Genomic DNA, 21574 nt, shown 5'->3' with positions numbered 1-21574 from the left:
GGAGGAGCACACGTGACCGTGGAGAGCACTGCCGCGCACGCACCGCGACGCAGCGCCGGAAGCAACACCGGCGCCACCGGCACCAAACGCACCACCAGTACCACTGGCAAGAAGACCACCGCGGCGAAGAAGGCCACCACGGCCAGGAAGCCCGTCACCGCCAAGAAGGCCACCGCGGCGAAGAAGGCCGGCGGCGCGGTGAAGAGTGCCGAGCCCCACCTCGTGCAACTGCTGACGCCCGAGGGCGAGCGCGTCAAGAACGCCGAGTTCGACCAGTACGTCGAGGGCATCACCGTCGAGGACCTCCGCGGCCTGTACCGCGACATGGTGCTCACCCGCCGCTTCGACGCCGAGGCGACCTCGCTGCAGCGCCAGGGCGAGCTGGGCCTGTGGGCCTCGCTGCTGGGCCAGGAGGCGGCGCAGATCGGCTCCGGCCGGGCGCTGCGCGACGACGACTACGTCTTCCCCACCTACCGGGAGCACGGCGTCGCCTGGTGCCGGGGTGTGGACCCGACCAACCTGCTCGGCATGTTCCGCGGCGTCAACAACGGCGGCTGGGACCCGAACGGCAACAACTTCCACCTGTACACGATCGTCATCGGCTCCCAGGCGCTGCACGCCACGGGCTACGCGATGGGCATCGCCAAGGACGGCGCGGACAGCGCGGTGATCGCCTACTTCGGCGACGGCGCCTCCAGCCAGGGCGACGTGGCCGAGGCGTTCACCTTCTCCGCGGTCTACAACGCCCCGGTGGTGTTCTTCTGCCAGAACAACCAGTGGGCGATCTCCGAGCCGACCGAGAAGCAGTCCCGCGTCCCGCTGTACCAGCGCGCGCAGGGCTTCGGCTTCCCGGGCGTGCGGGTGGACGGCAACGACGTGCTGGCGAGCCTCGCCGTCACCCGGTGGGCCCTGGAGCGGGCCCGCGGCGGTGAGGGGCCGACGCTGATCGAGGCGTTCACCTACCGCATGGGTGCCCACACCACCTCCGACGACCCCACCCGCTACCGCCACGACGACGAGCGGGCCGCCTGGGAGGCCAAGGACCCGATCCTGCGCCTTCGCCGCTACCTGGAGTCCGCACACCACACGGACGAGGGATTCTTCGCGGAACTGGAGAGCGAGAGCGAGACGTTGGGCAAACGAGTGCGCGAAGTGGTCCGTGCCATGCCGGACCCGGACCACTTCGCCATCTTCGAGAACGCGTACGCGGACGGCCACGCCCTCGTCGACGAGGAGCGGGCGCAGTTCGCCGCCTACCAGGCGTCGTTCGACGACACGGACGGGGGCAAGTGACATGGCGGAGACCGTGACATCCAAGAACATGGCCCTGGCCAAGGCGATCAACGAGTCGCTGCGCCGTGCCCTGGACACCGACCCCAAGGTCCTCGTCATGGGTGAGGACGTCGGCAAGCTCGGCGGCGTGTTCCGGGTGACGGACGGGCTGCAGAAGGACTTCGGCGAGAGCCGCGTCATCGACACCCCGCTCGCCGAGTCGGGCATCGTCGGCACGGCGATCGGCCTCGCCCTGCGCGGCTACCGCCCGGTGGTCGAGATCCAGTTCGACGGTTTCGTCTTCCCGGCGTACGACCAGATCGTCACGCAGCTGGCGAAGATGCACGCCCGGTCGCTGGGCAAGGTGAAGCTCCCCGTCGTGGTGCGCATCCCCTACGGCGGCGGCATCGGCGCGGTCGAGCACCACTCCGAGTCCCCGGAGTCCCTGTTCGCCCACGTGGCGGGCCTGAAGGTGGTCTCCCCGTCCAACGCGTCGGACGCGTACTGGATGATGCAGCAGGCCATCCAGAGCGACGACCCGGTGATCTTCTTCGAGCCCAAGCGGCGCTACTGGGACAAGGCCGAGGTCAACACCGAGGCGATCCCCGGACCGCTGCACACCGCGCGCGTGGTCCGCGAGGGTACCGACCTGACGCTGGTGGCCTACGGGCCGATGGTCAAGCTCTGTCAGGAGGTCGCGGACGCCGCCGCCGAGGAGGGCCGCTCCCTGGAGGTGCTGGACCTGCGCTCGGTCTCCCCGCTCGACTTCGACTCGATCCAGGCGTCGGTGGAGAAGACCCGCCGTCTGGTCGTCGTCCACGAGGCGCCGGTGTTCTTCGGTTCGGGCGCGGAGATCGCCGCGCGGATCACGGAGCGCTGCTTCTACCACCTGGAGGCCCCGGTCCTGCGGGTGGGCGGCTACCACGCCCCGTACCCGCCGGCCCGCCTGGAGGAGTCCTACCTCCCGGACCTGGACCGGGTGCTGGACGCCGTCGACCGCTCGATGGCGTACTGAGGGAGAGGGTCGTGACGACGATGACGAACGCGTCCGTACGCGAGTTCAAGATGCCGGACGTGGGCGAGGGCCTCACCGAGGCCGAGATCCTCAAGTGGTACGTCCAGCCCGGTGACACGGTCACCGACGGGCAGGTGGTGTGCGAGGTCGAGACGGCGAAGGCCGCCGTCGAACTCCCCATCCCCTACACCGGCGTGGTCCGCGATCTGCACTTCCCCGAGGGCACCACGGTGGACGTGGGCACGTCCATCATCGCGGTGGACGTCTCGGGCGGCGCGGCACCGGCGGTGGAGGCACCCGCCCCGGCCGCCGAGCCGGAGCAGGCGCCGGAGGAGCCGGCGGCCGAGCCCCCGGCCCGTCAGCCGGTCCTGGTCGGCTACGGCGTGGCGACGTCCTCGACGCGCCGCCGCCCGCGCAAGACGGCTCCGGACACCGCCGCCGCCCACGCCCAGCAGGAGGCGGCACCCGTCCAGACGGAACTGAACGGCTACGGCGCCCCCGCCGCTCCTCGGGAACGCCCGCTGGCCAAGCCGCCGGTGCGCAAGCTGGCGAAGGACCTCGGCGTCGACCTGACGACGGTCACCCCGACCGGTCCGGACGGCATCATCACCCGCGAGGACGTCCATGCGGCGGTGGCCGCGGTCCCGGCACCCGCGGTCCCGGCAGCCACCCCGGCCGCCCCGGTCCCGGCTCCGGCGCCAGCCCCGGCCCCGGTGTCGTACGACACGGCGCGCGAGACCCGCATCCCGGTCAAGGGCGTCCGCAAGGCGACGGCGGCCGCGATGGTCGGCTCGGCGTTCACCGCACCGCATGTCACGGAGTTCGTGACGGTCGACGTGACGCGCACGATGAAACTGGTCGAGGAGCTCAAGCAGGACAAGGAGTTCACCGGCCTGCGGGTGAGCCCCCTGCTGCTGATCGCCAAGGCCCTGCTGGTCGCGATCAGACGCAACCCCGAGGTCAACGCCTCGTGGGACGAGGCGGCCCAGGAGATCGTGGTCAAGCACTACGTCAACCTGGGCATCGCGGCGGCCACCCCGCGCGGCCTGATCGTCCCGAACGTCAAGGACGCCCACGCCAAGACGCTGCCGCAGCTCGCCGAGTCCCTGGGCGAGCTGGTGTCCACGGCCAGGGAGGGCAGGACCTCCCCGTCCGCGATGCAGAACGGCACGGTGACGATCACCAACGTCGGCGTCTTCGGCGTCGACACGGGCACGCCGATCCTCAACCCCGGTGAGTCCGCGATCCTCGCCGTCGGCACGATCAAGCTCCAGCCGTGGGTCCACAAGGGCAAGGTGAAGCCCCGTCAGGTCACCACCCTCGCCCTGAGCTTCGACCACCGCCTGATCGACGGCGAACTCGGCTCCAAGTTCCTGGCCGACGTGGCCGCGATCCTGGAACAGCCGAAACGGTTGATCAGCTGGGCCTGACGCCCACGAACCACTAGGTTCACCACAGGAGGGGCGCCGCAACTTCGGATTGCGACGCCCCTCCTGCCGTACCGGTCCCTCAGTCCTGATGGAGCACGTACACCGGAGCCCCGTCCTCGGTCCCGCCCCGCGAGCGGATGCAGGCGTGCTTGCGCAGCAGCCGGAGGCATTCGTTGACGCGGTGCACGGAAAGTCCCGTACGGGCGGCGATCGACTCCAGCGGCTCGCGCAGTTCACCCTGCTCGACGAGTACCGGGGCGATCACCACGGCCACCGTCCACACGTCCTCCGTCACGGACAGCCGCTGCCGCCAGCCGGCCAGGACCGTTTCGGTGGTGGGCGGCGCGGTGAGGTGGGCCTGGGGCGGCCGGCGGTCGAGGACGAGGGAGTCGATCCGGTCCGCGATCCGTTCCATCGCCCGGACCATGGCCTGCTGCACGGCGAGGGTGGCCTGTTGCACGGCGAGCGTGCCCTGCTGTGCGGCCAGCACCTCCCTCTGCAGGGCCAGCGTCTCCTTGTGCAAAGCGATCGATTCGCGCTGCCCGTCGGCCAGCTCCTCGTCCAGCTGAAGGTTGTGCGCTTCCAGCCGGACGATGGCCTCGGCGACCTGTTCCGGCATGGCGTAGGCGATGGGGGCACCCGGCTCGGGTGACTGCACCTCGGCCTCGTCGAGGGAGTAGTACCCCTCACGCTGCACGGTCTCGATGACTTCGGCGACCCACTGCTTGAAGGGTGCGCAGGCCGGTTTGGTGCAGGCGTTGACGAGCAGGATGAGACCTTGGAGAGAGATGACGTGCAAGTCTCGACGCCACCCTCTACCTGCGGGAATGCTGAGACCGTAACCTCCAGTTACGGTCTCGAGCATTTCTCGGTGCTCGTCGGGGACATGGTCGGCGAGAGCCTTCCGAGAGTTGGTGTGTCCGAGTTCCTTGCAGACGTCCACCGCCGGGAACCAGTGGCTTCCGTCCGGCAGCGTCAGCCTCCGGACCCGGGCGCCGGTCGCCGCGTAGACGAAGTCGCTGACGTCGATCGCCTCGTGCTGCTCGACGTGCTTCGGTCGTTTGCCGGGTTCGTTCATGCGAACCACCTCCGCCGCGGAACGTAGAGCGGGGCGGAGCGAATATGCCAGCCGGTTCGAGGATGTTCACGACTGCGAGCGAATGAGGTCGAAACCGCTGTTCCGGCCGACGGGAGTGTGCATGGCCGACGGCGGTGCGAGGCATGGAGAAGGGGCCCACGCGGAATCGTGGACCCCTTGCGTGTTCCAGTGGGTCAGGCGCTGAAGCCGTAGTTCAGGAGCTTCTTGGCGTCCGTCTCGCGCTGGGCGGACGAGGTGGAGGCGAGGACCGTGCCGATGACGGTCTTGCCGTTCCGCGTCGCGGCGAAGACCAGGCAGTACTTGGCCGTCGGGCCCGAGCCGGTCTTCACGCCGATCGTGCCGCTGTAGCTGCTGAGCAGACCGTTGGTGTTGGTCCACGGCGCCATCGTGCGGGTGCCGCCCGTCTTCGTGGTGGTCTTCGCCGTGTAACTCTTCGTCTTGACGATCGCGCGGAAGTTGGCGCTCTTCAGCGCGCTGCTCGTGATCTTCGTCAGATCGCGCGGCGTGGAGTAGTTGTTGCCCTTGCCGATCCCGTCGAACGAGTCGAAGTGGGTGTTCTTCAGGCCCAGTTTCTTCGCGTCGGCGTTCATCTTGCCGATGAAGGACTTCACGCGCGCGGACCGCGTCGTGCCGGTGCCGAACTTGTCCGCCAGGGCGTACGCGGCGTCGCAGCCGGACGGCAGCATCAGCCCGTACAGCAGCTGGCGCACGGTGACCTTGTCGCCGACGATCAGCCGGGCGGACGACGCGTTGTTCGCGACGATGTAGTCGCTGTACGCCATCTGGATCGTGACCTTGGCGTCGAGGTTCAGGTTCTTCTGCGCGAGCACGACCTTCGCGGTCATGATCTTCGTCGTGGAACCGGTCGAGAGGCGGGTGTCGGCGGCCTTGGTGTAGAGGGACTTGCCGGTCCCGTTGTTCATCACGTAGCCGCCCTTGGCGGCGATCGTGGGCTTGGCGGCGGCCTGCGCGGGCGCCGCGTAGAGGGCTCCGGAGGCCAGCACGGCGCCAGTGGTCACGGCGACGCCGACGGCTCTGCGGATACGGATGCCCTGAATGACGGTATTCAAGTAAGGTACCCCGATTGCGTTGAATGCCCTAGTGGTGCGGCCGAGTTGAGGCGCGGCCGGCAGGGGCCGCACAATTCTGACGCATACCTGGCGCGGATGGTTGTGCGCGGGGGGCGGGCGGCTTCGGGGTCCGGGTCCGCATCCTGGACGGACAACCCCATGGGTACGTGTTGTATCTATCCTGTCGGCATGAGTCTGACCCCGGTGAAGCAACCCCCTGCCGCCGATCGCGTCTACACCCATGTCAAACAGGGCGTCCTCGACCGCCGTTACGAGGGCGGCGTCCTCCTGACCGAGGGTGAGCTGGCCGAGGCCGTCGGGGTCTCGCGCACACCGGTGCGCGAGGCGCTGCTGCGGCTGGAGGCCGAAGGGCTGATCCGGCTCTACCCGAAGAAGGGCGCCCTCGTCCTGCCCGTCTCCGCGCAGGAGATCGCCGACGTCGTCGAGACCCGGCTGCTCGTCGAGGAACACGCGGTGCGCAAGGCCGTGCCCGCGCCCCCCGGGCTCCTCGAGCGCCTGGAGGAACTGCTCGCCCGGCAGCGGGAAGAGGCCGCCGCCGGTGACTTCGCCGCCGCGTCCGTCACCGACCGCTGCTTCCACGCGGAGATCGTCCGCAGCGGCGGCAACGAGATCCTCTCCCGCCTCTACGACCAGCTCCGCGACCGCCAACTGCGCATGGGCGTCGCCGTCATGCAGTCGCACCCCGACCGCGTCGCCAAGACCCTCGCCGAGCACCGGGAGATCCTCGACGCGCTGCGCTCGGGGGACCCGGAGGCGGCCGCCGGCGTGGTCAACCGGCATGTCGGCTGGTTCTCCCACCTGGCCCGGGGGGAAGTGCGATGACCCGCGCGAACGGAGGTGCCCCGAGCACCCGTCCGCCCGGGGACCCCCTGGGCGGACGACGCGCCCTCGCGGTGTGGGGGGTGGGTGTGGCGGTCTACTTCGTCGCGGTCATCTTCCGTACGTCCTTGGGCGTGGCCGGTCTCGACGCGGCCGACCGGTTCGACGTCAACGCCTCCGCCCTGTCCACCTTCTCCATCCTCCAGCTGCTGGTCTACGCGGGCATGCAGATACCCGTCGGCCTGCTGGTCGACCGGCTCGGCACCAAGAAGGTGCTGGGCATCGGTGCCGTGCTGTTCACGGTCGGGCAACTCGGGTTCGCGTTCTCCCCGACGTACGGCATGGCGCTCGCCTCCCGCGCCCTGCTCGGCTGCGGGGACGCCATGACGTTCATCAGCGTGCTGAGGCTGGGCAGCCGGTGGTTCCCGGCCCGGCGCGGTCCGCTGATCGCGCAGTTCGCCGCGCTGGCCGGGATGGCGGGCAATCTCGTCTCCACGCTGGTCCTGGCCCGGCTGCTGCACGGCATCGGCTGGACGGCCGCCTTCGCGGGCAGTGCGCTCGCCGGGGTCGTGGTGCTCGTCCTGCTCGTGCTGTTCCTCAAGGACCACCCCGAGGGCCACGGACCGGAGCCCGCCCCGCACCAGGGCGCCGCCTCCATGCGCCGTCAGATCGCGGCCTCCTGGCGGGAACCGGGAACCCGGCTCGGGATGTGGGTGCACTTCTCCACCCAGTTCCCGGGGATGGTGTTCCTGCTGCTGTGGGGCATGCCGTTCCTCGTCGAGGCACAGGGGCTGTCCCGGGCCACGGCCGGTGAGCTCCTCACCCTCGTGGTGCTGTCCAACATGGTCCTCGGGGTCGTATACGGCCAGGTCATCGCCCGGAACCACGGCGCGCGGATGCCGCTGGTGCTCATCACCGTGGGCGCGACGGCGCTGCTGTGGGCGGCCGCGCTGCTCCACCCCGCCGAGACGGCGCCGATGTGGCTGCTGGTGGTGCTGTGCACGGGGCTGGGCGCCTGCGGTCCGGCCTCGATGATCGGCTTCGACTTCTCCCGCCCGGTGAATCCGCCGGAGCGGCAGGGAACCGCGGCAGGCATCACCAACATGGGCGGTTTCACCGCCTCGATCACGACCCTGCTGGCCGTCGGCGTCCTGCTGGACGCCACCGGCGACGACTACGCCGTCGCCTTCTCCGCCGTCTTCGTCCTCCAGGCCCTCGGGGTCACCCAGATCCTGCGGCTGCGCGGGCAGGCGGCGCGCAGGGAACGGGAGCGGCTCGTCGCCGCCCGGGTGGAGAACGTGCACGTGCCGGTGTGAGGCCGGATGCGGCCGCGGACGCGGCGCGCCGGGCCCGGCAACGACCTCCCGGGCCCGGCGCGCCGGGTCCGCCCGGACCCTACGGAGTCACCGCGAAGTGCCGCAGGATCGCCGCCGCCAGGTCCGGGTCGCCCTCCGTCTTCACCCGGTCCGACACCGCCTCCGGCGTCACCCGGCCGCAGGCCGTGCGCACGTACGTCTCCCAGTCGAGGGTGAGGGTGACGGCGGGGCCGAGCGCGGGAGCGGTCTCCAGCGTGCCGCGGCCCTGGTAGTCGACGCGGATGGTGCGCAGGAACTCCACGGGCCCGTGGACGTCGATGACCACGGCCGAGCTGCGCGGCGCCTGCGCCAGCTCGGCCACCACCCGGGGCAGCTCGGCGAGCAGCACGTCGCGGGCGATGTGCGCGCCGGGGGAGTCGAGGTTGCCGGGGCGGCCGAGGGCCGCGCGCAGGTCCTGCTCGTGCACCCACACGTCGAACGCGTGCCGGCGCATGGACTCCTCCAGCGTGAGTTCCGTACCGAGCGGGCCACGCACCTTCGCGGCCGGTTCACGCGACTCGTTCCGCAGCTGACGGTTGCGGCGGATGATCATGTACTCCAGCTCGGAGGTCATCTCCGGCGCCGTGTGGTGGCGGCGCACGTCGACCTGCATCTCCGTGTAGCGCTGCTGGTCGTTGGTGACGTGGAACAGGTCGCGCGGCAGCGCGTGGATGGGGCGGGGGTCGCCCAGCATCTCGGAGTCCAGCCCGATGACATGGGAGACCACGTCACGGACCGACCACCCCGGGCACGGCGTCCGCCGGTTCCAGTCGGCCTCCACGAGGGGCTGCACCAGCTCGGATATCGCCTCGACGGAGTGGTTCCAGGCGTCGGCGTAGGGCTGGAGGGTGGGATGCAGGCTCACGGAACGGGACCCCTCGGCGGTCGGTACACGGGCAGGTGGTGGCGGCGGTGCCAGTGGGTGGTGGCTGCACTCGGCGGGCGTCTCGGGACTCCCCAGGTTCTCGGCTTCGCTCGAACCGGGAGGGCCCCAAGTTACGCTGTCGTGAGGCACCCCGGCAGTGCTTTCGTGTGACGATCGTAGGCCGTGCCGACAAGTCGAATGCCAGGACGGTGGTATTGTGCGCGCTTCTTTGCTCCAAGTCGCCGTGAACGGGGACGAAACGGTCGAATCGCGTCGGCGTCGGGTCGCCGATCTGGTACGGGAACAGGCCGGAGCCGATCTCGTCGTCCTGCCGGAGCTGTGGACCACGGGCGCCTTCGCCCACGAGGACTTCGGGCGCGAGGCGGAACCCCTCGACGGGCCCACCCGCCAGGCGATGGCCGAGGCCGCGCGCGAGGCCGGCGTATGGCTGCACGCGGGCTCCGTCCCGGAGCGGGGCGCCCCGGACGGCGGCTCCGGCGGCGGTGCCGACGCGGGCGAGGGGCCGCTCTACAACACCTCGCTCGTCTTCTCCCCCTCCGGTGAGCTGGCCGCCGTCTACCGCAAGATCCACCGCTTCGGCTTCGACGAGGGCGAGGCCGTGCTGATGAGCGCGGGCGACGCCCTGGTGACGGTGCCGCTGCCGCACACCACGCTCGGGCTGGCGACCTGCTACGACCTCCGCTTCCCCGAACTCTTCCGCGGTCTCGTCGACGCCGGTGCCGAGACGCTCGTCGTCCCGGCGGGCTGGCCGGAGCGCCGCCGCTCCCACTGGACGCTGCTGGCCCGGGCCCGGGCGGTGGAGAACCAGGCGTTCGTCCTCGCGTGCGGGACGGCCGGGACACACGCCGGGGTGCCGCAGGCGGGGCACTCGATCGTGGTCGACCCGTGGGGCGAGGTCCTCGCGGAGGCCGGCCCCGACGAGCAGGTCCTCACGGTCGATCTCGACCCGGCGAAGGTCGCGAAGACCCGCGAACAGTTCCCGGCCCTGAAGGACCGGCTGCTGGGGCTGCCGACCCCGACCCCGCGACCTTGACCCGCACGGGACCGGGACCGGAACCAAGACCGGGACCGGGACCGGGACCGGAACCGGTCCCGGGACCTGGCCTTCAGTCCTCCCGCTCCTTCTCCGCCAGGTGGATCACGCACACCGCCACCGCGATCAGCAGGGCCGGGTCCGCGTCCTCGCGCACGACGTCGACGCCGTAGGTCTCCCGGAGGTGCAGCCAGCGCCGTGAGACCACGGCGAGCAGTTCGCCGTCGTACTCGACGGCGAACTCGCGGTCGAGGATCCTGCCGCTGACGTCCAGCTCGGAGCCGTCGGCCAGGGCGACCCGGTAGTGGTTGCGCAACAGGGACAGCCGCTTGCGCCGGATCGTCGCCAGCGTCTCACCGTCCCGCTCGATCACCATCGTGTCCCGCAGGGCGAACATCTTCTTGCGGATGTCGATGAGGACGCGGCCCCGGAGGTCCTTCAGCTCGAAGGTGTCCCGCAGCCGCATGGCCTTGCCGTCGACGAGGAAGACCTTGTTGCCCCGGTCGTCCTCGATCCAGTAGTCGTCACCGATCCCGAGGATCCGGTCGCGTACGAGGAATCTCATGACACCAGGGGTGCCCTCTCTCCCGTTCTCCGACGCCGCCGCTGGGCCGATTGCCGGAGCCGGCCGCCGAGGTCCTGCCGGACTCCGTACCCGTCAGACTCCGTACCCGTCGCTGTAGCCGTCGCGGCCGTGCGGGCGGGTGTCGTCGACGACCGGTGTGGCGGGCGGTACGACGACGCGCCGGCGCCGGGCGATGCTGCTGAAGACCGCCACACCGATCAGCCCGACGACCATGAAGATGACGCCGACCAGGTTCACGTTGACGCCCTGCATGTCCCAGTCGGTCGCGAACGTGAGAATCGCTCCCACGGCGATGAGGATGATGCATCCGCCGAGGCCCATGAGTGCCGCCTTCCTGCCCGGTCCTTCCGGTTGCATCCGGGTACCCGGTCGGCCATCACTCATGCAGCACCGGCGGGTTGACCACCCGTCGGCAGTCGGCGACTACGACTCCAGGAACGCCACCAGCGCGTTCGCCAGCAGGAACGGGTCCTGGGCGCCGCACAGTTCGCGCGCGCTGTGCATCGACAGGATGGCCACGCCGATGTCCACGGTCCGGATGCCGTGCCGGGCCGCGGTGATCGGGCCGATGGTGGTGCCGCACGGCATGGCGTTGTTCGAGACGAAGGACTGGAAGGGCACGCCCGCCTTCTCGCAGGCGGCGGCGAACACCGCCCGGCCCGAACCGTCCGTGGCGTAACGGTTGTTCACGTTGACCTTGAGGATGGGGCCGCCGTCGATGCGCGGGTGGTGCGTCGGGTCGTGCCGCTCCGCGTAGTTGGGGTGGACGGCGTGACCGGTGTCCGAGGAGAGGCAGACGGTGCCGGCGAAGGCGCGCGCCCGGTCCTCGTACGAGCCGCCGCGGGCGAACACCGAGCGCTCCAGCACACTGCCGAGCAGCGGCCCGTCCGCGCCGGTGTCGGACTGGGAGCCGTTCTCCTCGTGGTCGAAGGCGGCGAGGACGGGGATGTACGGCAGGTCCGCACCGTGCCCGGCCACCGCCGTCAGTGCGGCCGTACCGGCGTGCACGGACAGCAGGTTGTCCATGCGCGGGCCGGCCAGCAGCTCCTTGTCGCGGCCCAGGTACGCCGGCGGCTCCACCGAGTGCACCATCAGGTCCCAGCCGGTGACCTCGCCGGACGGGATGCCCGCGGTCTCCTCCAGGAAGGCGATGAGGTCGCCGTCGCGCACGTCGTCGCCCAGGCCCCAGACGGGCTGCATGTGGCGCTGCTTGTCGAGCTTGAGGCCGTCGGCGTTGACCGAGCGGTCCAGGTGGATGGCGAGCTGCGGGACACGCAGCAGCGGCCGGTCGACGTTCACCAGCCGGGTGGAGCCGTCCCGCAGGGAGAGCCGGCCGGCCAGGCCCAGGTCGCGGTCGAGCCAGGAGTTGAGCAGCGGACCGCCGTAGATCTCCACCGCCACCTGGCGCCAGCCCTGCGCCCCGCTGTCGGGCCGCGGCTTCACCCGCAGGTTGGGGGAGTCGGTGTGGGCGCCGACGATCCGGAACGGGGTGTGCGGGTCCGCGCCCTCGGGGACGTACCAGGCGACGATGGCGCCGCCGCGCAGCACGTACCTGCCGCCCGACGTCCCGTCCCAGGCGTCCGTCTCCGCGACCTGCCGGAAGCCCGCCTTCTCCAGCCGCTCGGCGGCGTTCGCCACCGCGTGGTACGGCGTGGGGGAGGCGGCGAGGAAGGACATGAGGTCGTCGGTGTGGCTGCGGTCGAAGGGGGAGGGTTCGCTCATGGGGCCACCTTAACGAGGGCGAGGGCCCGCTTCCCCGGTGTGGAAGCGGGCCCTCGTGCGGGCTCCGACGGTCGCGTGCGGACCCGGGCGTTCCCGTTCGGGCCTGTTCGGGCCTGTTCGGGTTCGCGCCGTCTGGCGCGGGACCTCCTGCGGGAGGCTCTAGAAGGCGGCCTCGTCCAGTTCCATCAGGTCCAGCTCGACGCCCTCGGCGACCTTGCGGGCCAGCGTGACGCCGGGCAGGACCTCGGCCGCGAAGAACCTCGCCGCGGCGATCTTGCCGGTGTAGAAGGCGACGTCCTTGGCGGAGGCCGTCTGGAGCTTGTCGGCGGCGACCGCGGCACCCTTGAGCAGCAGGTAGCCGACGATCACGTCACCGGAGGCCATCAGCAGGCGGGTGGTGTTCAGGCCCACCTTGTAGATGTTCTTGACGTCCTGCTCGGTGGCCGCGAGGTCCGTGAGCATCAGGCCGACGATGGCCTCCAGCTCGACGGCGGCCTTCGCCAGGTGCTCGCGGGCGCCCGCCAGCTGCTCGCCGCCGGTGCCGAGGGCGAGGAACTGCTTGATGTCCTCGGCGAGCGAGTTCAGGGCCGCGCCCTGGTTGCGGACGATCTTCCGGAAGAAGAAGTCCTGGCCCTGGATCGCCGTGGTGCCCTCGTACAGGGTGTCGATCTTGGCGTCGCGGATGTACTGCTCGATCGGGTACTCCTGCAGGAAGCCGGAGCCGCCGAAGGTCTGCAGCGACTGGGCGAGCTGCTCGTAGCCCTTCTCGGAGCCGTAGCCCTTGACGATGGGCAGGAGGAGGTCGTTGAGCGCGTGCTCCGCCGACACGTCCTCGCCCGCCGCCTCCTTGACCGCGATGCCGTCCTGCACCGAGGCGGTGTAGAGGACGAGCGCGCGCATGCCCTCCGCGTACGCCTTCTGCGTCATCAGCGAGCGGCGCACGTCGGGGTGGTGGGTGATGGTGACCTTGGGCGCGGCCTTGTCCATGAAGTTCGCGAGGTCCGGGCCCTGGACGCGCTCCTTGGCGTACTCCAGCGCGTTGAGGTAGCCGGTGGAGAGGGTGGAGATCGCCTTCGTGCCGACCATCATGCGGGCGAACTCGATGATGCGGAACATCTGGCGGATGCCGTCGTGCTTGTCGCCGATCAGCCAGCCCTTGGCGGGGTGCCGGTCGCCGAACGTCATCTCGCAGGTGTTGGACGCCTTCAGGCCCATCTTGTGCTCGACGTTCGTGGCGTAGACGCCGTTGCGCTCGCCCAGCTCGCCGGTCTCGGCGTCGAAGAGGTACTTCGGGACGAGGAAGAGCGACAGGCCCTTGGTGCCGGGTCCGGCGCCCTCGGGACGCGCGAGCACGTAGTGGAGGATGTTCTCCGACATGTCGTGCTCACCGGAGGTGATGAAGCGCTTCACACCCTCGATGTGCCAGGAGCCGTCCTCCTGCCGCACGGCCTTGGTGCGGCCGGCGCCCACGTCCGAGCCGGCGTCCGGCTCGGTGAGGACCATGGTGGAGCCCCACTGCTTCTCGACGGCGATCTGGGCCATCTTCTTCTGGGTGTCGTTGCCCTCGTCGTACAGGATCCCGGCGAAGGCGGGGCCGGACGAGTACATCCACACGGCCGGGTTGGCGCCCAGGATCAGCTCGGCGTACGACCAGATCAGCGAGGGGGGAGCCGTCGTGCCGCCGATGGCCTCGGACACGCCCAGGCGCCAGTACTCGGAGTCCATGAAGGCCTGGTAGCTCTTCTTGAAGGACGCCGGGACCGGCGCGGTGTTGGTCTCCGGGTCGAAGACCGGCGGGTTGCGGTCGGCGTCGGTGAAGGACTCGGCCAGCTCGTTCTCCGCGAGGCGGGTCAGTTCCTCGAGGACGCTCTTGGCGGTCTCGACGTCCATCTCCTCGAACGGCCCGGTGCCGTACAGCTTGTCGCGTCCGAGTACTTCGAAGAGGTTGAACTCGATGTCGCGGAGATTGGACTTGTAGTGCCCCATGTGACGGCTCCCGGCTCCGTAGAGAGATCGGCGAGGCACTTCGTTCCTCGCACGGGTTTGCATACCAGCAAGTAGCTACGACTATGCTACCCGTCGGTAATAAGACGCAAGCCTGATCCGGTCATCTGTGACGCGTTACGCGCTCCGGCGGCGGCCGGCGGAGCGCGTAACCGCCCGTACCGGCCCGGGGCTCCGGCGCGCTCGGTACTCTTGCGCGCATGTACGGCTACGACCAGAACGTAGGGGCACAGCAGGGGTACGTCCCGCCGCAGCAACAGCAGCAACAGCAACAGCAGATGCCGGGCGGCTACGGGCAGCAGCAGCCGCCGCTGTACCCGGAGCCGTCCCCGCCCTCGCTCGCGGACGCGGTGCGCGCGTTCACCACGGGCCAGGTGACCGCCGAGGACTTCCAACAGGTCTTCGCGACGTCCAAGGTGTACTGCCCGCGCGGCGACAACCCCGGGTTCCTCGCCCTGCACAACACCCAGCAGCCGGTGATCCCGATGTTCACCTCGCTGAAGGAGCTGCGGCGGTACGCGGGCAAGGAGTCCAAGTACTTCGTGATCACCGGCGCCGAGGTGATCGACCTGCTGCCGACCGGCTACGGCTTCGTGCTCGACATGGAGGGCGAGCACCGGATGGTGTTCGACGCGAAGGCGGTCGAGCAGATGGTCGAGTTCGCGATGCGCCGCATGTACGGCTGAGCGCCTCGGTCGTAGCCGTCGCCGCCGTAGCCGTCACCGCCGTCGTGATCGCCGCGACCGCGACCGCCACCGCGGCCACGGTCGCGGTCGCCACGTGCCGGGCGGGTGTTTTCGCCCGCCCCGGAGTCTCTGCAGCCCGGAGGGAATTCCCTCCGGGCTTTCCTCGTTGGGGTGGCAGGAAGTTCAACGTTCAACTAAGATGGCCGTACAAGAGGAGGTACCGACATGCCTGCAGTGACCGTCGAGAACCCGCTGACGCTGCCCCGTGTGGCCGCGCCCGCCGACGCCGTGGCCCGACCCGTGCTCACCGTCACGACCGCGCCGAGCGGTTTCGAGGGTGAGGGCTTCCCGGTGCGCCGGGCGTTCGCCGGGATCAACTACCGCCATCTCGACCCGTTCATCATGATGGACCAGATGGGTGAGGTGGACTACGCGCCGGGCGAGCCCAAGGGCACCCCCTGGCACCCGCACCGCGGGTTCGAGACCGTCACCTACATCATCGACGGCACCTTCGACCACCAGGACTCCAACGGTGGCGGCGGTTCCATCACCAACGGCGACACCCAGTGGATGACGGCCGGCGCGGGTCTGCTGCACATCGAGGCGCCGCCGGAGCAGCTGGTCATGTCGGGCGGGCTGTTCCACGGTCTGCAGCTGTGGGTGAACCTGCCGGCTAAGGACAAGATGATGGCGCCGCGCTACCAGGACATCCGCGGCGGCAGCGTCCAGCTGCTCACCTCCCCCGACGGCGGCGCGCTGCTGCGGGTCATCGCCGGTGAGCTGGACGGCCACGAGGGTCCCGGCATCACGCACACGCCGATCACGATGATCCACGCGACACTCGCGCCGGGCGCGGAGCTGACCCTGCCGTGGCGCGAGGACTTCAACGGGCTGGCGTACGTCATGGCCGGGCGCGGTGCGGTCGGCACCGAGCGCCGTCCGGTGCACGTGGGGCAGACGGCCGTCTTCGGCGCCGGTGGCACGCTGACCGTCCGCGCGGACGAGAAGCAGGACTCGAACACGCCGGACCTGGAGGTCGTCCTCCTCGGCGGCCGTCCGATCCGTGAGCCGATGGCGCACTACGGCCCGTTCGTGATGAACACCCGCGAGGAGCTCCAGCAGGCGTTCGAGGACTTCCAGAAGGGCCGCCTGGGCACGATCCCGGCGGTGCACGGGATGGAGGCCTCGGGACCGCGCGAGTCCTGACCGGCCGAGCGCGTGGAGTGGCCCCGTCCGGTTCCGGACGGGGCCACTCGCCGTTCCCCGGGCGGGACATGGGCGGGGCGGCGGAGTTGGACAGGGGGTGCCGGGCGTGATCGTGTGGGGGTGTGCAGGACTCCTCTCCGTCTCCGCTGCTGCCCGAACCCGTCCGGCGTCTCGCCGCCTGGTGCGCCGTCGCCCTGCTCGTCTCCGGGGTCGGCTACGTCGGGATCCTGTTGTGCGTGCAGTTCCGGGCGGCCGTGATCCCCGTCCTGCTGGCCCTCCTCGGTACGGCGCTGTTGCTGCCCCTGCACCGGCGGCTGGTGCGGGCCGGGGTGCAGCGCTCCCTGTCGGCGGGGCTCACCTGTGTCGCGGTCGTCGCCGTGGTCGGCGGCGCGGTGTACATCGTCGTGTCCGCGCTGATCGACTCCGGGGACCAGATCATCGCCTCGCTCAGGATCGCGGCGCGGGATCTCAGCCGGCACTTCGGGGCGGCCGGTACCTCGCTGGACGACATCGCGGGGAACGCGCGCGAACTGCTGTCCAAGTTCGGCGGTACGGCCGCGTCGGGTGTCCTCAGCGGAGTCAGTGTGGTGGGCCAGGCGCTCGCCATGGCGGTGCTCGCGCTGCTGCTGGTCTTCTTCTTCCTGCGTGATTCCGACCGCGCCGCCGAGACCCTGCGCGCGCTGGCGCCGCGCGGCTCCGGGGACACGGCGACGGCCATGGCCCGCCGGGCCTTCCAGGCGGTCGAGGGGTTCATGCGCGGGACCACCTTCATCGCGCTCATCGACGCCCTCTGCATCACCGTCGGGCTGCTCGTCCTCAAGGTGCCGGGCGCCGTCGGACTGGGCGCGCTGGTCTTCGTCGGGGCGTACATCCCCTACCTCGGGGCGTTCATCTCCGGGGCGGTGGCCGTGCTGGTGGCGCTGGCCGACCGGGGGTTCCTCATCGCGCTGTGGGTGCTCGGCGTGGTGCTCGCGGTGCAGTTGCTGGAGGGGCATGTGCTCCAGCCGATGATCCAGAGCCGCACCGTGCAGATGCATCCGGCGGTCGTGATGATCGCCATCACCGCGGGTGCCTCGGTCGCCGGGATCGTCGGCATGCTGCTGGCGGTACCGCTGACGGCGGCGGCCGTCGGCGTCCTGAGCGAACTGCGCCGACGCCACACCGCACCGGAGGAGCAGGCTCCGCCGGCGTCACCGTGAGGGCCCGCCCCTCGCCCGAGCGGCGGTGTCCGGCACGGCGGCGGGCTGGTGCGGGGTGCGTGGGTCGTGTGGTTCGTGTGGTTCGTGCAGCTCGAACCAGATGCTCTTCCCCTTGCCCCGGGGATCGACGCCCCAGGTGTGGGCCAGGAGCTCGATCAGGAGGAGGCCGCGGCCGGACGACGCCAGCTCACCGGGGGAGCGCCGGTGCGGGAGGTCGTCGCCCGCGTCGGTGACCTCGATCCGCATCCGGCGTCCCTCCCGCCCGGCGATGACCTCGGCGACGAGCAGCGCGTCGGTGTCGGTGTGCACGAGGACGTTGGTGAGCATCTCCGACAGCAGCAGCACCGCCGAGTCGACCTGGTCCGGTGAGCACCAGTCGTGCAGCAGTTCGCGCAGGTGCCGCCGGGCCTCCGAGATCCGTTCCGGCTCGGCCTGCTCCACCGTCAGCATGGTGCGGCGCACCGACGGCCCCGCCGGCTCCTGTTCGGAGTCGCGGTCGTAGCCCTGCCGGGAGAGCAGCAGCAGGGCGATGTCGTCCTCGCGGCGGTCGATCAGGGGCCCGGTGGTGTGGTGCGAGGAGGGGCCGTGGACGGCCTGCACCAGGGCGTCGGCCAGTTCCTCCAGGCCGCCCCGGTGGTGTTCGAGGATGCCGCGCAGGCGCTGCCAGCCGGTGTCCAGGTCATGGCCGCCGGTCTCGATCAGACCGTCCGTGCAGACCAGCAGGGTCTCGCCGGGCTCCAGGACGATCCGGGTGGTGGGGTAGTCGGCGTCCGGGTCGATGCCCAGCGGGAGCCCGCCGGCCGTCGGCCGGGTCAGCACGGTCGCGTCGGGCGTGCGGACCGCCGGGTCGGGGTGCCCCGCGCGGGCGACCTCCAGTACCCCGTTGCCGGGATCGACCGCGATGTACAGGCAGGTCGCGAAGCGCAGCTCGTAGGGGTCGGACTCGCCGATGCCGTACAGGAAGCGGGAGGCGCGGGAGAGCACGGCGTCGGGCCGGTGCCCCTCGGAGGCGTACGCCCGCAGGGCTATGCGCAGCTGGCCCATGATCCCGGCCGCCTGGACGTCATGGCCCTGCACATCCCCGATGACCAGGGCGAACCGTCCGCTCGGCAGGGGGATGACGTCGTACCAGTCGCCGCCGACCTGGAGGCCGCCACCGGTGGGGACGTACCGGGCGGCGACGCTCATTCCCGGGATGCGCTGCGGGCCGAGCTTCGGCAGCATCGAGCGCTGCAGACCGTCGGTCAGGGCCCGCTCGTTCTCGGCGGTCCCCGCGCGGGACAGGGCCTGGGCCAGCATGCGCGCCACGGTGGTCAGCACCGACCGCTCGTCGGGGGTGAAGGCGACCGGGTGGGCGAAGGCCGCCATCCAGGCGCCCATCGTGCGGCCGGACACGACCAGCGGCAGGAACGCCCAGGACTGGCGGCCGAACTGCTCGGCGAGCGGCCAGGTGAGGGGGTAGCGGGCTTTGTACTGTTCCGGGCTGGACAGATAGACAGCGCGGCCCGTTCGTATCACTTCGGCGGCTGGGTAGGGGGTGTTCAGCGGCATGTGGAACGGGCTCTCGGCGCCGGGCTCGTGCCCGTGGTGGCCGATGATGGTGAGCTGGTCGCCCGCGACGCCGAACAGCGCGAATCCGTCCGGTGAGAAGCCCGGCATCGCCAGGTTGGCCGCGACCCGCAGGACCTCCCGCGTCGAGCGCGCCTCGGCCAGCGCCCGGCCGGCGTCCAGCAGGAACGCCTCCCGTGACCGGCGCCAGTCGCCGATGACCGCCCTGCGCGCCGCGGGGGTGCCCGGCGTCGGCTCGGTGACCTCCTGAAGGGTGCCGGTCAGGAGGTAGGCCTTGCGCAGGGGGTCGAAGGTCGGCTTGGAGCGGCTGCGCACCACCCGCACGACCTGCCCCTGGTCGTCCATGATCCGGATGCGCACCTCGGCGAGCGTGCCCTCGGCGACGGCGAGCTGGACCACCCCGACGATCTCGTTCCAGTCGGCCGGGTGCAGCCGGGAGCGCACCTGGGGCTCCGTGAGGGTGGTCTCCTCGGCGGGCAGCCCCAGCAGTCGTGCCGCCACCTCGTCGACCACGACCAGTCCGGTGGCCGTGTCCCAGTGCCACCTGCCGGTGTCGAGGAGGGAGAGGACATCCCCCATGGACGGCAGGGGTTCACCAGTTCGCATTGCCCCACTTTATGAAGATTCGACGGAAAAAAGCCACCGGTGCTGTTCGCACGACCGACGGATCGTCCGGGGTAAGTGATCTTGGGGTGGCCGGTAGGCTTGGGGGAGTTTCACGTGAAACAAAGGCCCCGACACCAAGATCCCGATCCGCGAAGGCTGGATGAACGACGATGCATCGGTACAGGTCCCACACCTGCGGCGAGCTCCGCGCCTCTGACGTCGGCACCGACGTCCGGTTGAGCGGCTGGCTGCACAATCGGCGCGACCTGGGCGGCATTCTCTTCATCGATCTGCGCGATCACTACGGCATCACGCAGCTCGTGGCCCGCCCGGGGACGCCCTCCTACGAGACCCTCGACCGGCTCTCCAAGGAAACCGTCGTCCGGATCGACGGCAAGGTCGTCTCCCGCGGCACGGAGAACGTCAACGCCGAGCTGCCGACCGGCGAGATCGAGGTCGAGGTCGGCGAGGTCGAGGTGCTGGGCGCGGCGGCCCCCCTCCCCTTCACGATCAACACCGAGGACGGGGTCAACGAGGAGCGACGCCTGGAGTACCGCTTCCTGGACCTGCGCCGCGAGCGCATGCACCGCAACATCCTGCTGCGCACGTCGGTGATCTCGGCCATCCGCCACAAGATGACGGCACTGGGCTTCAACGAGATGGCGACGCCGATCCTCAGCGCCACCTCCCCCGAGGGTGCCCGCGACTTCGTGGTCCCGTCGCGTCTCAACCCGGGCAGGTTCTACGCGCTGCCGCAGGCCCCGCAGCAGTTCAAGCAGCTGCTGATGATCTCCGGCTTCGACCGCTACTTCCAGATCGCGCCCTGCTTCCGCGACGAGGACGCTCGCGCCGACCGCTCGCCGGGCGAGTTCTACCAGCTCGACGTGGAGATGTCGTTCGTCGAGCAGGAGGACGTCTTCCAGCCCATCGAGAAGCTCATGACCGAGCTCTTCGAGGAGTTCGGCAACGGACGGCACGTGACCTCGCCGTTCCCGCGGATCCCGTTCCGCGAGGCGATGCTGAAGTACGGCTCCGACAAGCCGGACCTGCGTGCCCAGCTGGAGCTCGTCGACATCACCGACGTCTTCGAGGGCTCGGAGTTCAAGGCGTTCGCCGGCAAGCACGTCCGCGCGCTGCCGGTGCCGGACGTCTCCGGTCAGCCGCGCAAGTTCTTCGACCAGCTCGGTGACTACGCCGTCGCGCAGGGCGCGAAGGGCCTGGCCTGGGTGCGGGTGGCTGAGGACGGTTCGCTCACCGGCCCCATCGCGAAGTTCCTGACCGAGGCGAACGTCACGGAGCTGACCAAGCGGCTGGGGCTCGCCGCCGGGCACGCGGTGTTCTTCGGCGCGGGTGAGTTCGACGAGGTCTCCAAGATCATGGGCGCCGTCCGGGTGGAGGCCGCGAAGCGGGCCGGCCACTTCGAGGAGGGCGTCTTCCGCTTCTGCTGGATCGTCGACTTCCCGATGTACGAGAAGGACGAGGAGACGGGGAAGATCGACTTCTCCCACAACCCCTTCTCCATGCCGCAGGGCGGTCTGGAGGCCCTGGAGACCCAGGACCCGCTGGACATCCTGGGCTGGCAGTACGACATCGTCTGCAACGGCGTCGAACTGTCCTCCGGCGCGATCCGGAACCACGAGCCGGAGATCATGCTCAAGGCCTTCGAGATCGCGGGCTACGACCGCGACACCGTCGAGGAGCAGTTCGCCGGCATGCTGCGCGCGTTCCGCTTCGGCGCCCCGCCGCACGGTGGCATCGCGCCCGGCGTCGACCGCATCGTGATGCTCCTCGCCGACGAGCCCAACATCCGCGAGACCATCGCCTTCCCGCTCAACGGCAACGCCCAGGACCTGATGATGGGCGCGCCGACGGAGCTGGACGAGGCCCGCCTGAAGGAACTCCACCTGACGGTCCGCAAGCCGCAGCCGAAGTAGTCACACAGCGACGAGGGCCCGGGACCGATGTCCGACATCGGCCCCGGGCCCTCGTCGTCGTT

The 21574-nt window shown here is 70.4% G+C and carries 18 protein-coding genes; 10 read left to right on the top strand and 8 right to left on the bottom strand.

All coding sequences use genetic code 11. The features are described from left to right. Nucleotides 1–12: 12 nt before the first annotated feature. Genes pdhA through PYS65_RS17785 form a run of 3 tightly spaced genes read left to right on the top strand, consistent with a single transcriptional unit; the run spans nt 13 to nt 3717 of the window. Nucleotides 13–1293: a pyruvate dehydrogenase (acetyl-transferring) E1 component subunit alpha gene (gene pdhA / locus PYS65_RS17795; protein ID WP_279334935.1), complete on the top strand. Its 1281-nt coding sequence runs from the start codon at nt 13–15 to the stop codon at nt 1291–1293. 1 nt (nt 1294) lies between these two features. Then, complete coding sequence (locus PYS65_RS17790; protein WP_279334934.1) at nt 1295–2287, top strand: alpha-ketoacid dehydrogenase subunit beta; 993 nt, start codon at nt 1295–1297, stop codon at nt 2285–2287. A gap of 11 nt (nt 2288–2298) precedes the next feature. Continuing rightward, complete coding sequence (locus PYS65_RS17785; RefSeq protein ID WP_279334933.1) at nt 2299–3717, top strand: dihydrolipoamide acetyltransferase family protein; 1419 nt, start codon at nt 2299–2301, stop codon at nt 3715–3717. Between the two features lie 79 nt (nt 3718–3796). Here the strand turns inward: PYS65_RS17785 and PYS65_RS17780 are convergent, their stop codons facing one another. Together PYS65_RS17780 and PYS65_RS17775 are read right to left on the bottom strand one after the other, a co-directional pair. Next, nucleotides 3797–4795 carry a BRO-N domain-containing protein gene (locus PYS65_RS17780; protein ID WP_279334932.1) on the bottom strand — a complete coding sequence of 333 codons (999 nt, stop codon included), beginning with the start codon at nt 4793–4795 and terminating at the stop codon, nt 3797–3799. Nucleotides 4796–4989: 194 nt separating this feature from the next. Then, the gene (locus tag PYS65_RS17775; RefSeq protein WP_279334931.1) at nt 4990–5886 is read right to left on the bottom strand and encodes a D-alanyl-D-alanine carboxypeptidase family protein; all 897 of its coding nucleotides are present in this window, start codon (nt 5884–5886) and stop codon (nt 4990–4992) included. Nucleotides 5887–6075: 189 nt separating this feature from the next. Here PYS65_RS17775 and PYS65_RS17770 point away from each other — a divergent pair, with 189 nt between their 5' ends. Both PYS65_RS17770 and PYS65_RS17765 read left to right on the top strand, forming a co-directional pair. Continuing rightward, entirely contained in the window at nt 6076–6729 is a 654-nt protein-coding gene (locus tag PYS65_RS17770; protein ID WP_279334930.1) for a GntR family transcriptional regulator, read from the top strand. Then, a complete protein-coding gene (locus PYS65_RS17765; RefSeq protein WP_279334929.1) occupies nt 6726–8042 on the top strand; it encodes an MFS transporter in 1317 nt (438 codons plus the stop codon). Before PYS65_RS17770 ends, PYS65_RS17765 begins: the two co-directional genes overlap by 4 nt. Nucleotides 8043–8121: 79 nt before the next feature. Here the strand turns inward: PYS65_RS17765 and PYS65_RS17760 are convergent, their stop codons facing one another. After that, a complete protein-coding gene (locus tag PYS65_RS17760; RefSeq protein ID WP_279334928.1) occupies nt 8122–8946 on the bottom strand; it encodes a maleylpyruvate isomerase family mycothiol-dependent enzyme in 825 nt (274 codons plus the stop codon). Between the two features lie 217 nt (nt 8947–9163). Here PYS65_RS17760 and PYS65_RS17755 point away from each other — a divergent pair, with 217 nt between their 5' ends. Continuing rightward, complete coding sequence (locus tag PYS65_RS17755; RefSeq protein WP_279334927.1) at nt 9164–10000, top strand: carbon-nitrogen family hydrolase; 837 nt, start codon at nt 9164–9166, stop codon at nt 9998–10000. 73 nt (nt 10001–10073) lie between these two features. On the opposite strand, the gene PYS65_RS17750 is transcribed toward PYS65_RS17755, so the two are convergent. From PYS65_RS17750 to PYS65_RS17735, 4 genes are all read right to left on the bottom strand, one after another. Further along, nucleotides 10074–10565 carry an LURP-one-related/scramblase family protein gene (locus PYS65_RS17750; protein ID WP_279334926.1) on the bottom strand — a complete coding sequence of 164 codons (492 nt, stop codon included), beginning with the start codon at nt 10563–10565 and terminating at the stop codon, nt 10074–10076. A 93-nt stretch (nt 10566–10658) separates the two neighbouring features. Continuing rightward, entirely contained in the window at nt 10659–10907 is a 249-nt protein-coding gene (locus PYS65_RS17745; protein WP_109381478.1) for a DUF6458 family protein, read from the bottom strand. Nucleotides 10908–11009: 102 nt separating this feature from the next. After that, on the bottom strand, nt 11010–12308 hold the full coding sequence (locus tag PYS65_RS17740) for a M18 family aminopeptidase (RefSeq protein ID WP_279334925.1): 1299 nt from the start codon (nt 12306–12308) through the stop codon (nt 11010–11012). A 159-nt stretch (nt 12309–12467) separates the two neighbouring features. Then, on the bottom strand, nt 12468–14294 hold the full coding sequence (locus tag PYS65_RS17735) for an acyl-CoA dehydrogenase (protein WP_279334924.1): 1827 nt from the start codon (nt 14292–14294) through the stop codon (nt 12468–12470). A gap of 218 nt (nt 14295–14512) precedes the next feature. On the opposite strand from PYS65_RS17735, the gene PYS65_RS17730 reads away from it, so the two are divergent. The 3 genes from PYS65_RS17730 (at nt 14513) to PYS65_RS17720 (ending at nt 17403) form a co-directional block, all read left to right on the top strand. Beyond that, nucleotides 14513–14998: an SseB family protein gene (locus PYS65_RS17730; RefSeq protein ID WP_279334923.1), complete on the top strand. Its 486-nt coding sequence runs from the start codon at nt 14513–14515 to the stop codon at nt 14996–14998. Between the two features lie 225 nt (nt 14999–15223). Beyond that, nucleotides 15224–16204, top strand: coding sequence for a pirin family protein (locus PYS65_RS17725; RefSeq protein ID WP_279334922.1), 981 nt, complete (start codon nt 15224–15226; stop codon nt 16202–16204). Nucleotides 16205–16326: 122 nt separating this feature from the next. Continuing rightward, nucleotides 16327–17403: an AI-2E family transporter gene (locus tag PYS65_RS17720; RefSeq protein WP_279334921.1), complete on the top strand. Its 1077-nt coding sequence runs from the start codon at nt 16327–16329 to the stop codon at nt 17401–17403. Here the strand turns inward: PYS65_RS17720 and PYS65_RS17715 are convergent. Continuing rightward, nucleotides 17395–19578: a SpoIIE family protein phosphatase gene (locus tag PYS65_RS17715; RefSeq protein ID WP_279334920.1), complete on the bottom strand. Its 2184-nt coding sequence runs from the start codon at nt 19576–19578 to the stop codon at nt 17395–17397. The two genes, PYS65_RS17720 and PYS65_RS17715, sit on opposite strands and share 9 nt — an antisense overlap. 170 nt (nt 19579–19748) lie before the next feature. Here PYS65_RS17715 and aspS point away from each other — a divergent pair, with 170 nt between their 5' ends. Then, entirely contained in the window at nt 19749–21512 is a 1764-nt protein-coding gene (gene aspS / locus PYS65_RS17710; RefSeq protein WP_279334919.1) for an aspartate--tRNA ligase, read from the top strand. The last annotated feature ends 62 nt before the right edge of the window (nt 21513–21574 follow it).

It is taken from the genome of Streptomyces cathayae, from assembly GCF_029760955.1.
GTDB lineage: Bacteria > Actinomycetota > Actinomycetes > Streptomycetales > Streptomycetaceae > Streptomyces > Streptomyces cathayae.
The sequence above is the reverse complement of the archived record's forward strand: the minus strand, read 5'-3'. Positions and strand labels throughout refer to the sequence as shown.